Source organism: Ruania albidiflava DSM 18029 (genome assembly GCF_000421225.1).
Lineage (GTDB): Bacteria > Actinomycetota > Actinomycetes > Actinomycetales > Beutenbergiaceae > Ruania > Ruania albidiflava.
Genome location: NZ_ATWL01000002.1, coordinates 321,036 through 336,206, shown reverse-complemented (window position 1 = coordinate 336,206; position 15,171 = coordinate 321,036). Strand labels below are relative to the sequence as shown.

Sequence of the window (15,171 nt, the reverse complement as noted above, 5' to 3'; positions counted from 1 at the left end):
CTGGAGCGCGAGGCACTCACGTACCCCACTCAGCGGCCGGCCCGCTGCGGAGGCCCCCCTGGGACACAGAGGCAGGAAGATCGCACCTCGGTGTCGCAGGAGCGCCTCCGTGACACAGGGCCGCGCTCCGGGCGCGGGTGCCGTCGGCTCAGCGGTGGTCGGTGAGCTCCCAGGCGTCCTCCGACTCGTTCTGCTCGGCGTGATCACCTGTGTAGAGGTCGCCGGGGCCCTCGCCGCCGCCTGCTGTGTCGTCGTACACCTCGCCGCCGGTGTCCTCAGCCTCCGCGGGTGGGCTCTCTCCGCGCAGCATCGCCAACGTGGCCGGGAGATCGTCGGGCTGGACCAGCACGTCGCGGGCCTTCGACCCCTCCGACGGGCCGACGATCTCCCGAGACTCCAGCAGGTCCATCAGCCGTCCGGCCTTCGCGAAGCCGACCCGGAGCTTGCGCTGCAGCATCGAGGTGGAGCCGAACTGGCTGGTCACCACCAGCTCTGCGGCCTGCAGCAGCAGGTCCAGGTCGTCACCGATGTCCTCGTCCACCTGCTTCTTCGCTGCTGGGACGATCACGTCCTCACGGTAGTTGGGCTTGAGCTGGCCCTTCACGTGCTCGACGACAGTGTGGATCTCCGACTCGGTGACCCATGCCCCTTGCACGCGCATCGGCTTCGAGGCTCCCATCGGCAAGAACAGGGCGTCACCCTGGCCGATGAGCTTCTCCGCACCGGGCTGGTCCAGCACCACCCGGGAGTCGGCCAACGAGCTGGTGGCGAACGCCAGCCGGGACGGCACGTTCGCCTTGATCAGACCGGTGACGACGTCCACGCTGGGTCGCTGCGTAGCAAGCACCAGGTGGATGCCTGCCGCACGGGCGAGCTGGGTGATCCGCTGGATCGAGGCCTCCACGTCCCGTGGGGCGACCATCATCAGGTCGGCGAGCTCGTCCACGATCACGAGCAGGTACGGGTACGCGGCGAGCTTGCGTTCGCTGCCCGGCGGCGGGGTGAGCTTGCCGAGCCGGACGGCGTTGTTGAAGTCGTCGATGTGCTTGAACCCGTAGGTGGCCAGGTCGTCGTAGCGGGCGTCCATCTCCCGCACCACCCACTCCAGCGCCTCAGCGGCCTTCTTCGGGTTGGTGATGATCGGGGTGATCAGGTGCGGGATGCCCTCGTAGATGGTCAGCTCCACCCGCTTGGGGTCCACCAGCACCATGCGCACCTCCTCCGGGGTGGCGCGCATCATGATCGAGGTGATCATCGAGTTCACGAACGAAGACTTCCCGGCGCCGGTGGCACCAGCCACCAGGATGTGCGGCATCTTGGCCAGGTTGGCGACCACGTACCCGCCCTCGACGTCCTTGCCGACACCGATCACCATCGGGTGCTCGTTGCGTCGGGCCGGGCCGGACCGCAGCACGTCGCCGAGGGCGACAGTCTCGCGGTCCGCGTTCGGGATCTCGATACCGATCGCCTTCTTCCCCGGGATCGGGGACAAGATGCGTACATCGGCCGAGGCGACCGCGTAGGCGATGTTCTTGCTGAGCGCGGTGACCCGTTCGACCTTCACCCCGGCGCCCAGCTCCACCTCGTAGCGGGTGACGGTCGGGCCGCGGGTGAACCCGGTGACCTCGGCGTTCACGCCGAAGTCGGTGAGCACTGTGGTCAGTGCCTCCACCACCCGGTCGTTGACGGCCGAGCGGGTCTTGTGCGGGGGACCGGCGATGAGCGCATCGTCCCCGGGCAGGGTGTAGGTCAGGCCCGGGTCGAGCACGAGCTGCTCGGCTCGTGCGGGCAGCGCCTGGGTGGGTGGTGCCTGCAGGTCGTCGGTGTCCTGCCCGGCTCCGTCACCGGCTGCGGCCACCTGGGCTGCAGGAGCTGCGTCCTCGGGCACCTCCTCGGCCGCTGCAAGGTCGGCAGGCCCGTCGGCCGCGGCGAGCTCGTGCGCCTGCTCGAACGCCTCGTCACCGTGGAACGCACCGGGCTCGACCGCCTTGGCGTCCCCCTTGCGGGCCTTCCGGCTGCTGCTGCGGGCGCGAGCGGGCTGCTCGTCCTCCTCCTCGGGTCCGACGTCGTTGCCGGTGATCCAGTCCACGCCCTGCCGGAGGCGTCGCGGGATGGCCGCCACCGGGGTGGCGGTGACCACGAGCAGGCCGAAGAAGCCGAGCAGGACCATCAGCGGGACGGTGACCCACTCGGTCAGCGCCGCCGTCAGCGGGTTGGCGACCGCGTAGCCGATCAGGCCACCGGCGGCGAACACTCCGGACCAGTCCGGCGGGGACGGCAGGCCGGAGCCGACCTGGATCAGTGCGCAGACCGCCACCACGATGGCGGTGAGCCCGATGGAGATGCGGCCGTTCACCTCGCCGCGCTCGGGGTGGCGCATCAGCCGGATGGCGAGGAAGAGCAGGATCAGCGGGATGACCACGGCGAGCACGCCCACCCCGCCGGCAGCGGCTGCGTGCACGATGTCGCCGGCGGAGCCGGACAGGCCGAACCACTCCCGTACCGCCACGATCACGGCGAGGGCCAGCAGCAGGAATGCCACGCCGTCCCGCCGGTGGGCGGGATCGAGACCACGGGCACCGGAGCCGATCGAACGCGCTGTGCCACCGATCACGTGCGCGGCACCCATCCACAGGCCGCGCAGGATCCGGATCGGCAGCGCCGGGCGGGTGTCCTGGGCGCGGCCACGGGAGCTGGTCCCTTTCGCTCGGGCCGCACTGGACTTCGCCGGTGCGTTCTTCTTTCGTCCTGGTGCGGCGGACCGTCCGGGGGAAGTCGTACGGGTCGCCATGATGAATGTCGTCCTCCTCGCTCAGGCATGCCGAGACAAGCCTGCTCCCTGCCACTCAACCAGACCGGGCGGCCGATCGCGCGCAGGAACACGCCTCATCGGCTAGATCATGCGGATCTAGCACCCGAGGGCGGCTCAGGCGGTGAGCAGCCCGACCGCCAGCGTGACCAGCCCTGCCACCAGCAGCGCGCCACCCACCCAGACGACCGCGATCGCCCGGTTCGGTCGGGTGCGCCCCGCCCCCATGGCGGAGAAGAAGAACCCGGCGGGCAGCACGATGGCCGAGACCAGCACGCCGGTGGCAGCCAGCCAACGGGCGAACCCGGTCAGCACCGTGGCCTCGGACAGCAGCAGGCACACCAGGCCGAAGACGATCAGCACCCCGGCGTGCCCGTGCCCAGCCCGGAAGAAGGACCGTTGAAACTCGGTCGCGGGCACACCACCGGTGGCGACCTTGGCGAGGAAGGCGCCCCCGGAGGTCACGGTGACGGCGGCGAGCAGCACGATCCCGGCAGTCACCTGGGCGCTCTGGGACAGCTCAAGCATGGATGGACTCCTTCGGACGGCACGGCCGGTGCCGCGGTCGCAGACCCAGATCGGCCGGCAGCAACTTTCCTAACAGTGTTAGCAAACACTGTGAGGAAACGTGTGTCAAGGCCGTAGACTGCCGGTATGGCCCGACCTCGCCAGTACGACGACGCACTCCGCCGCCGTCTCCTCGACCTCGCCTCCGAGCAGATCTCCGAACACGGGGTGGACACCCTCTCGGTGCGCGCTCTGGCGCAGCGCGCGAGCACCACCACGGCCGCGATCTACACACTGTTCGGCAGCCGGGACGCTCTCGTGGACGCCGTGGCCACCGAGGGGCTGGCCCGGTTCGAGACGCACCTGCGCGGTGTGCCGCGCACCGACGAGCCAGCCGCCGACCTGCTCGCCCTCGGCCTGGCCTACCGGGCAAGCGCCCTGGCGGACCCGCACTTCTACCGGGTGATGCTCTCCTCCGCCGGCGTGCGCTCCGGTACCCACAGCCTGACGCAACCGACCTTTGTCATCCTGAGCTCCGCCGTCGCACGAGTGCTGCCCACCGCCCCCGAGGACGAGGTGGAGCTGCACGCGGTGCGCGCGTGGGGGTTGGTGCACGGTCTGGTCAGCCTCGAGCTCGCCGGGCTGCTGCCCGGTACCGAGACCGAGCGTGCGGACCGCTACGAGCAGCTGCTCAGGACTCCACTACCACCGGGATGATCATCGGGCGCCGGCGGAGCTTGCTGGAGGCGAACCTGCCGACCACACGCCGGATCACCTGCTGCAGCTGGTGCGTGTCGGTGCTGCCACCGCGGGCGGCCTCGGTGAGCGCCTTGGCGATCTCCGGGACGATGCTGGCCAGCCGGTCCTCGCCCTCGGCCACGCCCCGGGCCTGCAGGTGCGGTCCGGTCACCACCTCGCCGGTCGAGGAGTCCACCACGGCGAAGATGGAGATGAACCCCTCCTCACCGAGGATGCGGCGGTCCTTCAGCTCGGCGTCGGTCACCCCACCCACCGAGGAACCGTCCACGTACACGTAGCCGCACGGCACAGCGCCGGCGATCCGGGCCTTGCCGTCGACCAGGTCGACCACCACACCGTCCTCGGCGAGCACCACCCGCTCCGGCGGTACCCCCGTCTTGACCGCCAGGGCACCGTTGGCCACCAGGTGCCGGATCTCGCCGTGCACCGGCATCACGTTCCGCGGCCGGACGATGTTGTACACGTACAACAGCTCCCCGGCCGACGCGTGCCCGGAGACGTGCACGCGGGCGTTGGCCTGGTGGATCACCTTCGCCCCGAGGCGGATCAGCCCGTTGATGATCCGGAAGACGGCGTTCTCGTTGCCGGGGATGAGCGAGGAGGCAAGGATGACCGTGTCCCCCGGGCCCACGCTGACCCGGTGGTCCCGGTTGGCGATCCGGGACAGCGCCGCCATCGGTTCGCCCTGCGAACCGGTGCACATCAGCACCATCCGGTCCTCGGGCACGTCGCCGATCTTCTTGATGTCGATGAGCACCCCGTCGGGCACGTTCAGGTAGCCGAGCTCGTTCGCGATGGTCATGTTCCGCACCATCGAGCGGCCCACCAGCGCCACCCGGCGGCCGTGCGCGTGCGCGGCGTCCAGCACCTGCTGCACCCGGTGCACGTGCGAGGAGAACGAGGCGACCACGATCCGCCCCTCGGCCTGGGCGAACACCGAGTCCAGCACCGGTCCGATGTCCCGTTCGGAGGTGGTGAACCCGGGCACCTCGGCGTTGGTGGAGTCGGTCATGAACAGGTCCACACCCTCCTCCCCCAACCGGGCGAAGGCACGCAGGTCGGTGATCCGGCGGTCCAGCGGCAGCTGGTCCATCTTGAAGTCACCGGTGTGCAGCACCGAGCCGGCCGGGGTGCGCACCATCACCGCGAGCGCATCCGGGATGGAGTGGTTCACCGCGACGAACTCCAGGTCGAAGGAGCCGATCGTGACCCGCTGCCCTTCGGCCACCTCGCGCAGCTCGGGTGTGATCCGGTGCTCCTTGAGCTTGGCGGCCACGAACGCCAGCGACAGCTTCGACCCGATGATCGGGATGTCCTGGCGGAGCCGGAGCAGGTAGGGCACCGCGCCGATGTGGTCCTCGTGGCCGTGGGTGAGCACGATCGCCTCGACCTGGTCCATCCGGTCGGAGATGTACCCGAAGTCCGGCAGGATCAGGTCCACCCCGGGCTGGCTGTCCTCAGGGAAGAGCACCCCGCAGTCGATCACCAGCAGCCGGCCGTCGAGCTCCAGCACGGCCATGTTCCGGCCGACCTCGCCGAGCCCGCCGAGCGGGACGATCCGCAGTGCGCCCTGCGCCAGCGGTGCGGGTAGGTCGAGCTCGGGGTGGGGGTGACTCATCGATCGGTGTCCTTCAGCAGGTTGTGGGTGAGCATGGCGGTGCGTAGGTCGGCGATCTCCGCCTCGGTGGCCTCCACCAGCGGTGAGCGCACCGAACGGTGCTCGATGAGGCCCTGCAGCTGCAGGGCGGCCTTGACCATCACCGCACCCTGTCCGCCACCCATCACTGCTTCGACCACAGGGGCCAGCTGGGCGGACAGGTCCCGGGCGGTGAACAGGTCACCGGAGTCCACGGCGCGCACCATCTGCGCGTACCGGCCGGCGGTGAGGTGGCCGACCACGGAGACCACACCGGAGGCGCCGTGCACCAGCCAGGCGAGGTTCAGGTTGTCGTCGCCGGAGTAGTACTCCAGCCCGGTGCGGCGCATCCGGTCGAAGCCCTGGGCCACGTTCCCGGTGGCGTCCTTGACCGCGCGGATCTGTGGGTGCTGGGCGAACCGGTCCAGGATCTCCTCGCCCACAGCGACGCCGGTGCGCCCGGGGATGTCGTAGATCATCGCGGGCAGGCTGGTGGCCTCCACCACGGTGCGGATGTGCCGGTAGACACCCTCCTGGGAGGGGCGGTTGTAGTACGGGGAGACCACGAGCAGCCCGTGCGCACCGGTGCGCTCGGCAGCCACGGCGATCCGGGTCGCGTGCGCAGTGTCGTTGGAACCGGCGCCAGCGATGATCATCGCCTCGGTACCGACCTCCTCCACCACCGCGGTGACCAGCTCGTCCTTCTCCGGCTGGTGCGTGGTGGGCGACTCACCGGTGGTGCCGGAGAGCACCAGGGAGTCGGCGCCGGAGTTCACCAGGTGCCGGGCCAGGCGCTGGGCAGCCGGGATGTCGAGTGCGCCGCCGGGCTTCATCGGGGTGGCCATGGCCACACTGACCGACCCGAAGCTGCGCGGTGGGCGGGGAGGCACGGAGGACATGGGACGACGGTACCGCGAAGCAGGGGCTGCCGGTGGCGTAGGCACACCAGGTGGGCATCTGGGCATGCTGGCGGCAGGTGCCGATCGCCTACGCTGGGCAGCATGGCTGAGCAGCACGGGCATGCACATGCACTGACGGCGGATGTCTCCGTGCGTCCATCCCTTCCCGAGGATGCACCGCTCCTGGGCAGGATCCAGGTGGCCGCCTGGCGTGCTGCGCTCAGCGAGGTGCTGCCGGCCGAGGTGCTCGCCGGGCTGGAGGCGGACCGGTTCGCCGCTGCCTGGCGTGCTGCGATCGACACCCCGCCCTCCGCCAAGCACCGGATGCTCACCGCCTGCGACGGTGCGGAGGTGGTCGGTTTCGCCGCCCTAGCACCGGCGCCGCAGACGCAGGAGACCGGGGAGATCGTGGCGCTCGAGGTCGACCCGGCGCACATCCGGGCCGGGCACGGCTCCCGGCTGCTCGCCGCCTGCACGGACATCCTGCGCGCCACGGCGGCCAGCCACGTGCGCGCCTGGGCGATCGAGGGAGACGACGCCCGGGCGGACTTCCTCGCTGCGGCGGGGATGGAGCCGCTGGGCATCCGGCGGGTGCTGGACGTGCCCGGCAGCCGGGTGCATGAGCTCGCGTGGTCGGCGGTGCTCTGACTGCATCCTCATCGACGTCACCAGGGAACGGGCACCGGTGACCGTTGCCCGGTGACCTTGATCTCAGTCGAGGTCGAGCAGCGAGTCCAGACCGACCTGCAGTCCAGGGTGGTCGGCGATGGTGCGCACTGCGATCAGCACCCCGGGCATGAACGAGGAGCGGTCGAAGTTGTCGGTGCGGATGGTCAGCTGCTCACCGGGGTTGCCGAGCAGGATCTCCTCGTGCGCCACCAGACCGCGCAGCCGCACCGAGTGCACCGGCACCCCGTCCACGACGGCGCCGCGTGCGCCGTCCAGGGCCGTCTCGGTGGCGTCCGGTGCTGCGGGCATGCCCTGTCGGGCCGCGGCGATCGACTGGGCGGTGTGCACCGCCGTGCCGGAGGGGGCGTCCACCTTGTTCGGGTGGTGCAGCTCGATGACCTCCACCGACTCGAAGAACCTCGCCGCCTGGGTGGCCAGGTGCATCGCGAGCACTGCGGAGAGGGCGAAGTTCGGCGCGATCAGCACTCCGATGTCCTGCCCGGCCCGGTCCGCGTGCTCACGCACCCGGTCCAGGGCGTCGGCCTGCCAGCCTGTGGTGCCGACCACTGCATGCACCCCGGCGTCGATGAGCGCATGCACGTTCGCCTCGGTGGCACTCGGCACGGTGAAGTCCACGGCGACGTCCGCCACGCCCGCCAGCGACGCGACGTCGTCCCCGAGGTCGAGCCGGGCGACCAGCTCCATCCCCTCGGCGTCCTCGACCGCTGCGCACACCGTCGACCCCATCCGGCCGGCGGCGCCGAGCACGGCGACGCGGATGCTGCTGCTGGCTGCTGCTTCGTCCATACCCGCCAGGGTAGCGGCGGGCCAGCCGGTGCCGACAGCCTGCTCAGCGAGTGGGCAGCGCGGCGGCTGCGATGTCCTCGTCGAACGGGCCGACCACGGTCAGGTGCCGCGGTTGGGCGTACAGGTCGGCAGCCAGGGAACGCACGTCCTCAGCGGTGACCGCTCGCAGCCGGGCCAGGCTCTCCTGGATGGTGAGGAACTCACCGGTGGTGATCTCGCTGCGACCGAGCCGGGACATCCGTGAGCTGGTGTCCTCCAGGCCGAGCACCAGCGCCCCGCACATCTGCCCGATGCCGCGCGCCAGCTCCTCCTCCCCCATCGGCTCGGAGGCCAACAGCTGCCACTGCTCGTCGAGCAGCTCGACCACCTGGGTCACCTTTCCCGGTGCGCAGCCAGCGTACAGGCCGAACATACCGGCGTCGGCGAACGCTGAACCGAAGGAGAAGACGGCGTAGGCCAGGCCGCGTTTCTCCCGCACCTCCTGGAACAGTCGAGAGCTCATCGAGCCGCCCAGGACGGCGTTCAGCACGGTGAGCGCGAAGCGCCGGTCGTCGTTGCCGGCCAGGCCGAAGCCGCCGAGCAGGATGTTCGCCTGCTCGGTGCTGCGCCGCACGGTCTGGGCGCTGCCGGTGCTGGGCATCCCAGGACCGGCTGCGGGGGCCGCAGTGAACGGGTCGCCGTTGGCGCGTCGGGCTGCCGGGTGGGCGGTCTCGTCCAGGGTCCAGCCGCCGCGGCGCACGCCTGCGAGCACCTGCTCGCAGAGCGCGTCGTGGTCGACACCGCCGGCGGCCGTGACCACCAGCTCGGACGGCGTGTAGGTGCGCTGGTAGTGCTCGTAGACCGCCGAGCGTGGCACTGCCTCGATGGTCGCAGGGGTGCCGCCGATCGGGCGGCCCAGGGGGTGGGTTCCGAAGACCTGCTCGGCGAACCGTTCGTGTGCGACGTCACCCGGGTCGTCCTCGGTCATCGCGAGCTCTTCGAGGATCACCTGGCGCTCGCTGGTGAACTCCCCCTCGTCCAGCAGTGCGGAGGTGACCATGTCGACGATCACGTCGGTAGCCATCGGCACGTCCGCGTCCAGCACCCGCGCGTAGTAGCAGGTGTGCTCCTTGCCGGTGGCGGCGTTCGCCTCACCTCCGACAGCGTCGAACGCGGAGGCGATCGCCATCGCGTCCCGGGTCGGCGTGCCCTTGAACAGCAGGTGCTCCAGGAAGTGTGTGGAGCCGTGGTGGCCGTCGGTCTCGTCGCGAGATCCGACGGCCACCCAGGCACCGAACGTGGCTGAGCGCTGACCGGGCATCGACTCGGTCAGCACCCGGATGCCGCCGGGCAGCACCGAGCGGCGCACCTCGGCGCCGGCACCGGTGTCGATACGTACTTCTGCGCCCGGTGTTCCCGCCGGGCCCAACGGCAGCTGTGGCACGAGCGCTCAGGCGCCGGAGGTCGCCGGCTCTTCGGTGACCACGTGCAGGGAGAGCTTGCCGCGGTCGTCGATCTCGGCGAGCTCCACCTCGATCTTCTGCCCGACAGAGAGCACGTCCTCCACGCTCTCGATGCGCTTGCCACCCACCAGCTTGCGGATCTGCGAGATGTGCAGCAGACCGTCCTTGCCCGGGGACAGGGACACGAAGGCACCGAAGGACATGATCTTCACCACCGTGCCGATGAACCGCTCCCCCACCTCGGGCATCTGCGGGTTGGCGATCGCGTTGATCGCCTGCCGCGCCGCCTCGGCGGAGGGGCCGTCGACTGCGCCGATGTACACGGTGCCGTCGTCCTCGATGGTGATGTCGGCGCCGGTGTCCTCCTGGATCTGGTTGATCATCTTGCCCTTGGGGCCGATGACCTCACCGATCTTGGCGACCGGGACCTGCACGGTGATCACCCGCGGCGCGGTCGGCGCCATCTCGTCCGGGACCTCGATGGCGGCAGCCATCACGTCCAGGATGTGCAGCCGGGCCTCACGGGCCTGGTTGAGAGCACCGGTGAGCACGTGCGCCGGGATGCCGTCCAGCTTGGTGTCCAGCTGGATCGCCGTGACGAACTCTCTGGTGCCAGCGACCTTGAAGTCCATGTCGCCGAAGGCGTCCTCGGCACCGAGGATGTCGGTCAGGGCCGCATACTCGGTCTTCCCGTCAATGGTGTCCGAGACCAGACCCATGGCGATACCGGCGACCGGGGCGCGCAGCGGCACACCGGCGTTCAGCAGCGACAGGGTGGAGGCGCACACCGAACCCATCGAGGTGGACCCGTTGGAGCCGAGGGCCTCGGAGACCTGGCGGATCGCGTACGGGAACTCCTCGCGGCCCGGCAGGACCGGCAGCAGGGCGCGTTCGGCGAGGGCACCGTGGCCGACCTCGCGGCGCTTCGGGCTGCCCACCCGGCCGGTCTCTCCGGTGGAGTAGGGCGGGAAGTTGTAGTTGTGCATGTACCGCTTGCGGGTCTGCGGGGAGAGGGTGTCCAGCTGCTGCTCCATCTTCAGCATGTTCAGCGTGGTCACGCCCAGGATCTGGGTCTCACCACGCTCGAACAGTGCCGAGCCGTGCACCCGCGGGATGACCTCCACCTCGGCGGACAGCGGGCGGATGTCCCGCAGGCCGCGACCGTCGATACGGAAGGAGTCGGTGAGGATGCGCTTGCGGATCAGCTTCTTGGTCACGGCACGGTAGGCGGCCGACAGCTCCTTCTCCCGGCCGTCGAAGCCCTCCTGCAGAGCCCCGAGCATCTGGTCCTTGATCTCGTCCATACGAGCCTCGCGCTCGGCCTTGCCGGCGATGGACAGTGCTTCGTTGAGGCTCTCGGCGACGTCCGCCTCCACAGCGGCGTAGGCGTCGTCGGCGTAGTCCGGGAAGAGCGGGAACTCCTGCACGTCCTTGGCGGTCTGCCCGGCCAGCTCACGCTGGGCCTCGACGAGCACACGGATGAACTTCTTCGACGCCTCCAAGCCCTGGGCGACGACCTCTTCGGTGGGGGCGGTCACGCCCTGGTCCTTGATCAGCGTCCAGGCGTGGTCCGTGGCCTCGGCCTCGATCATCGCGATGGCGACGTCCTCGGTGCCGTCCTCACCGGGCACCACACGCCCTGCGACGACCATGGCGAACACCGCACGCTCCAGCTCGCTGTAGCGCGGGAAGGCGACCCACTGCCCGTCCACCAGGGCGATGCGGGTGGCCCCTACCGGACCGGAGAACGGCAGGCCGGAGATCTGGGTGGACATCGATGCCCCGTTGATGGCGAGCACGTCGTAGGCGTCGTCGGGGTGGATGGCCAGCACGGTCTCCACCACCTGCACCTCGTTGCGCAGGCCCTTGACGAACAGCGGGCGCAGCGGGCGGTCGATCAGGCGGCAGGCCAGGATGGCCTCCGTGGACGGGCGTCCCTCCCGGCGGAAGAACGAACCCGGGATCTTCCCGGCCGCGTACTGGCGCTCTTCGACGTCGACGGTGAGCGGGAAGAAGTCGAAGTGGTCCTTCGGGTGCTTGCCGGCGGTGGTGGTGGACAGGACCATGGTGTCCTCGTCCAGGTAGGCCACGGCCGAACCGGAGGCCTGCTTGGCGATCCGACCGGTCTCGAACCGGACGGTACGGGTGCCGAAGGAACCGTTGTCGATGACGGCTTCGGCGAACTTGATCTCGGGACCCTCCACGGGTGCCCTCCTTTGGTGATCTCGTCGCGGCCCGGCGGTCATCGATCGAGGCCCACGGACCGGTGCTGGTCCGGAGGCCACTACCGAGGACCATCGGCGTCCGCGGCTGTGGGTAGGAAAACGGTGTGCAGTTGTGCGATGAAGTTGTCAGCCGGGTCGGCCTGGTTGGTCCGCCCGGGGTCCTGCACCTGCATGACGAACCGGCCCGGACCTAGGGGTCCGAGCCGGCGGTCAGGTCAGCGGCGCAGGCCGAGACGGTCGATCAGCGAGCGGTAGCGCTCGATGTCGGTCTCCCGCAGGTGCTTGAGCAGACGACGGCGCTGGCCGACCAGGAGCAGCAGCCCACGACGCGAGTGGTGGTCGTGCTGGTGCTCCTTGAAGTGCTCGGTGAGGCCCTTGATGCGCTGCGTGAGCAGGGCCACCTGGACCTCAGGGGATCCGGTGTCGCCCTCGTGCGTGGCGTACTCGGCGATGATCTGCTGCTTGACGGTGGACTCGAGGGCCAACGGTTCTCCTTCAGTGATGTCGTTGCGCGGAGCACCGGGGCATGTCCACCCGGGCATGACGCATCCGCGGCCGATCTGACGGCTGCACCAGGTTACCACCGCCCCGTGATCTTCCGGTCGGCGCCATGGTGTGACCTGGGTCGCCGACCTCAGGGCTGACCCAGCGCCGGCAGCACCGTGGGCCGGTCCACACCGAGGGCATCGGCGGCATCGAGCACGTCCTGGCGCATCTGCGCCACCAGTGGCTCCACCCCGTCGAACCGGAGCGTGGGGCGCAACCGCCGGACGAACTCGACCACGACCTCCTGCTCGTACAGGTCCAGGTCCGTGCGGCCGAGCACATGGGCCTCCACCTGACGCACCTGTCCGTCGAACGTCGGGTTGGTGCCGATGGAGATCGCGGCGGGCATCCGCACCGGCTCGGCCTGGTCGGCACGCACCAACCACCCCGCGTACACCCCGTCTGCGGGGATGGTGCCGGTCGCAGTGGTGGCGAGGTTCGCCGTCGGGAAGCCGAGCAGCCGGCCACGCGCCTCCCCGTGCACCACCTGCCCGCGCATCCGGTGCGGCCGGCCGAGCACCCGGGTGGCGCCGGCGCAGTCCCCACCCGCGAGCAGCTCCCGCACCCAGGTGGAGGACCACCGGCGGGCGGTGTCCTCACCCACGTCGGCAGCGATGCGCACCTCGAAGCCCCAGCGGCGGCCGAGCTCGGTCATGGTGGCCCGGTCGCCGGAGTTGTCAGCGCCGAACCGCACGTCCTGGCCGACCACCACAGCCCGCACGGCCAGCGCCCCGACGAGGTAGCGACGGACGAACTCCTCTGGATCCTGAGCGGCGAACTCGAGGGTGTACTCCACCACCAGGGTGGCGTCCAGCCCGGTCTGCGCCAGCAGGTCCAACCGGTCCGCGAGCCCGGTGAGCAGCTCGGGGGCGTCCTGCGGCCGGTGCACCTGTGCGGGGTGCGGGTCGAAGGTGAGCGCGACCGCGGGGACGTCGAGCTCACGGGCGGTGGCGATCACCTCGGCGAGCACTGCCTGGTGGCCGAGGTGCACACCGTCGAAGTTGCCGATGGTGACGACGCTGCCAGCCAGGTCGGCGGGAACCTGCTCGAGCCCGTACCAGCGTTGCACCTACGCTCCGATCTCCTCGTCCTCCGGCCGCGTGCCGGTGGCGCAGCCGCTGCCAAGAGTGCCACTGCGCCACCGATCGCGCGAACTTGCCTCTCGGTGAGTCCGCCGATGTCAGCCGGAGTAGCCGATCTCCACGCGGCGGTTCGCCGCGAACGTCGCGGGATCCTCCGGGTCCTCGGTCGGGGCAGGCTGGGTGTCGGCGAGCAGCTCGGCGATGCGCTCGTCTGCGGTCCCCGAAGCCTGCGCTCCCCCTCGCCTCCCGGTGCTGGCCCTGATGGTACCGGCAGGTGGCAGCGGGTGGGCCGCTGTCAGGCCGGGTCCAGCACCAGGACCGGGCGGGCCCGGCCGACCTCGTCGGTGAGCAGCGCGATACCCTGCCCGGCCGGGTCGAACGCGGCCACCACCTCGTCCCGGCCGCTCGGGCCGAGTCGCTGCCCGTAGCGCACAGCACGGGCCTCGTCCTCGTCCAGCACCCGAGCCGGGAAAGCGGCGCGGAGCACCTCGGTGACGCTGACCAGCTCCAGCTGGTCGGCATGCTGGCAGAGCGTGCGGGCTGCTGCGACGTCGAACGGGCCGACCCGGTGCCGGCGCAGCACGGTCAGGTGCCCACCGGTGCCGAGGGTCTCGCCCAGGTCGCGGGCCAGCGCGCGCACATAGGTGCCGGAGGAGCACGCCACCCGCACGTCCACGTCCAGCACCGAGGTGCCATCGGCCGCGAGGGCGGGACGGGTGGCGCAGATGTCGAGGGAGTGCACGGTGACCGGTCGGGCCGGTAGCGCCACGTCCTGACCGGCGCGCACCCGGGCGTAGGAACGCTGTCCGTCCACCTTGATGGCGCTGACCGCGCTGGGCACCTGCTGGATGGCTCCGGTCAGGTCCGCGACGGCGGAGCCCACCCGGGCGGTCAGGTCGCCCTGGTCGCCGGTCCCCCGGGAGCGGGTGACCTCCCCCTCGGCGTCGTCGGTGATCGTCTCCTGGCCCAGCCGCACGGTCGCGGTGTAGGTCTTGTCCGCACCGACCAGGTAGGTGAGCAAGCGGGTGGCGCGGTTCACACCGAGCACGAGCAGACCGGTAGCCATCGGGTCCAGCGTTCCTGCGTGGCCGACCTTGCGGGTCCCGGCCAGCCGCCGCATCCGGGCGACCACGTCGTGGCTCGTCCAGCCGGCGGGCTTGTCCACCAGGACCAGTCCGTCCCGGCGCACGTCAGTGCTGCGGGTGGTCATCGTCCTCGTCGGATCCGCTGCTGTTGGCAGCGCCGGCTGGGTCGGCCGCGCTCTCCGCGTCGGGCTCGGCCGACCGCCGGTACGGGTCGGCCTCGCCGGCGTAGGCAGCACCGGCACGCCGGGCGGCCAGAGCCGCGTCGTCGGCTGCCGCCCTGCGGAGTGCGTCCTCCAGGTGGGCGGCGGTCTCCGGCAGCGCGTCCGGGACGAACTCGAGCGTCGGGGTGAGTCGCACGCCGGTGCGCCGCCCCACCTCGGAGCGGATCAGTCCCTTCGCGGACGCGAGCGCGGCAGCGGAGGAGACGCGTTCATCCTCGTCGCCGAGCACGGTGTAGAACACTGTGGCGTGCTGCAGGTCGCCGGTCACCCGCACGTCGGTCACGGTCACGAACCCGAGCCGCGGGTCCTTGATCTTGGTGTCCAGCATCGTGGCCACGATCTGCTGGATCGCGTCGGCCAGCTTGCGGGCGCGCGGAGAGTCGGCCATGGAGAGTCCTCGTCTGCTGGGGGTGGCAGCGCCACCTGCATGGGTGCGGCACCCAGGTGCCGCTGGTGGTTCCTGGTACCAGGCTCGCGCGGGACA

The 15,171-nt window shown here is 70.6% G+C and carries 13 protein-coding genes; 2 read left to right on the top strand and 11 right to left on the bottom strand.

The genetic code is table 11. The features are described 5' to 3' along the window. Positions 1-148: 148 nt before the first annotated feature. Complete coding sequence (locus K338_RS0103965; protein ID WP_245542892.1) at positions 149-2,629, bottom strand: FtsK/SpoIIIE family DNA translocase; 2,481 nt, start codon at positions 2,627-2,629, stop codon at positions 149-151. A 297-nt stretch (positions 2,630-2,926) separates the two neighbouring features. After that, a complete protein-coding gene (locus K338_RS0103960; RefSeq protein ID WP_022916886.1) occupies positions 2,927-3,337 on the bottom strand; it encodes a hypothetical protein in 411 nt (136 codons plus the stop codon). Positions 3,338-3,463: 126 nt separating this feature from the next. On the opposite strand from K338_RS0103960, the gene K338_RS0103955 reads away from it, so the two are divergent. Then, positions 3,464-4,033, top strand: a complete 570-nt coding sequence (locus K338_RS0103955) for a TetR/AcrR family transcriptional regulator (RefSeq protein ID WP_022916885.1) — start codon at positions 3,464-3,466, stop codon at positions 4,031-4,033. On the opposite strand, the gene K338_RS0103950 is transcribed toward K338_RS0103955, so the two are convergent. After that, entirely contained in the window at positions 4,008-5,693 is a 1,686-nt protein-coding gene (locus K338_RS0103950; protein WP_022916884.1) for a ribonuclease J, read from the bottom strand. The genes K338_RS0103955 and K338_RS0103950 overlap by 26 nt on opposite strands. Continuing rightward, positions 5,690-6,610 carry a 4-hydroxy-tetrahydrodipicolinate synthase gene (gene dapA, locus K338_RS0103945; RefSeq protein WP_022916883.1) on the bottom strand — a complete coding sequence of 307 codons (921 nt, stop codon included), beginning with the start codon at positions 6,608-6,610 and terminating at the stop codon, positions 5,690-5,692. The genes K338_RS0103950 and dapA overlap by 4 nt, the downstream gene beginning before the upstream one ends. Positions 6,611-6,712: 102 nt before the next feature. Here dapA and K338_RS0103940 point away from each other — a divergent pair, with 102 nt between their 5' ends. Further along, entirely contained in the window at positions 6,713-7,258 is a 546-nt protein-coding gene (locus tag K338_RS0103940) for a GNAT family N-acetyltransferase (protein WP_022916882.1), read from the top strand. Between the two features lie 63 nt (positions 7,259-7,321). On the opposite strand, the gene dapB is transcribed toward K338_RS0103940, so the two are convergent. From dapB to rbfA, 7 genes are all read right to left on the bottom strand, one after another. Next, on the bottom strand, positions 7,322-8,086 hold the full coding sequence (gene dapB / locus K338_RS0103935) for a 4-hydroxy-tetrahydrodipicolinate reductase (RefSeq protein WP_022916881.1): 765 nt from the start codon (positions 8,084-8,086) through the stop codon (positions 7,322-7,324). A gap of 43 nt (positions 8,087-8,129) precedes the next feature. Next, positions 8,130-9,509: a M16 family metallopeptidase gene (locus K338_RS0103930; RefSeq protein WP_022916880.1), complete on the bottom strand. Its 1,380-nt coding sequence runs from the start codon at positions 9,507-9,509 to the stop codon at positions 8,130-8,132. A gap of 6 nt (positions 9,510-9,515) precedes the next feature. Next, the gene (locus tag K338_RS0103925) at positions 9,516-11,732 is read right to left on the bottom strand and encodes a polyribonucleotide nucleotidyltransferase (RefSeq protein WP_022916879.1); all 2,217 of its coding nucleotides are present in this window, start codon (positions 11,730-11,732) and stop codon (positions 9,516-9,518) included. Positions 11,733-11,968: 236 nt separating this feature from the next. After that, a complete protein-coding gene (gene rpsO / locus K338_RS0103920; protein ID WP_022916878.1) occupies positions 11,969-12,238 on the bottom strand; it encodes a 30S ribosomal protein S15 in 270 nt (89 codons plus the stop codon). A gap of 149 nt (positions 12,239-12,387) precedes the next feature. Then, positions 12,388-13,368, bottom strand: a complete 981-nt coding sequence (locus K338_RS20350; RefSeq protein WP_022916877.1) for a bifunctional riboflavin kinase/FAD synthetase — start codon at positions 13,366-13,368, stop codon at positions 12,388-12,390. Positions 13,369-13,676: 308 nt separating this feature from the next. Then, on the bottom strand, positions 13,677-14,591 hold the full coding sequence (truB, locus tag K338_RS0103910) for a tRNA pseudouridine(55) synthase TruB (protein WP_022916876.1): 915 nt from the start codon (positions 14,589-14,591) through the stop codon (positions 13,677-13,679). Continuing rightward, entirely contained in the window at positions 14,572-15,075 is a 504-nt protein-coding gene (gene rbfA, locus K338_RS0103905; RefSeq protein WP_022916875.1) for a 30S ribosome-binding factor RbfA, read from the bottom strand. Before rbfA ends, truB begins: the two co-directional genes overlap by 20 nt. Positions 15,076-15,171 lie beyond the last annotated feature (96 nt).

Coding starts and splice junctions, on each gene's coding strand:
- K338_RS0103965 (WP_245542892.1), bottom strand. CDS start 2,629: ATGGGTGCCGCGCACGTGATCGGTGGCACAGCGCGTTCGATCGGCTCC.
- K338_RS0103960 (WP_022916886.1), bottom strand. CDS start 3,337: ATGCTTGAGCTGTCCCAGAGCGCCCAGGTGACTGCCGGGATCGTGCTG.
- K338_RS0103955 (WP_022916885.1), top strand. CDS start 3,464: ATGGCCCGACCTCGCCAGTACGACGACGCACTCCGCCGCCGTCTCCTC.
- K338_RS0103950 (WP_022916884.1), bottom strand. CDS start 5,693: ATGAGTCACCCCCACCCCGAGCTCGACCTACCCGCACCGCTGGCGCAG.
- dapA (WP_022916883.1), bottom strand. CDS start 6,610: ATGTCCTCCGTGCCTCCCCGCCCACCGCGCAGCTTCGGGTCGGTCAGT.
- K338_RS0103940 (WP_022916882.1), top strand. CDS start 6,713: ATGGCTGAGCAGCACGGGCATGCACATGCACTGACGGCGGATGTCTCC.
- dapB (WP_022916881.1), bottom strand. CDS start 8,086: ATGGACGAAGCAGCAGCCAGCAGCAGCATCCGCGTCGCCGTGCTCGGC.
- truB (WP_022916876.1), bottom strand. CDS start 14,591: ATGACCACCCGCAGCACTGACGTGCGCCGGGACGGACTGGTCCTGGTG.
- rbfA (WP_022916875.1), bottom strand. CDS start 15,075: ATGGCCGACTCTCCGCGCGCCCGCAAGCTGGCCGACGCGATCCAGCAG.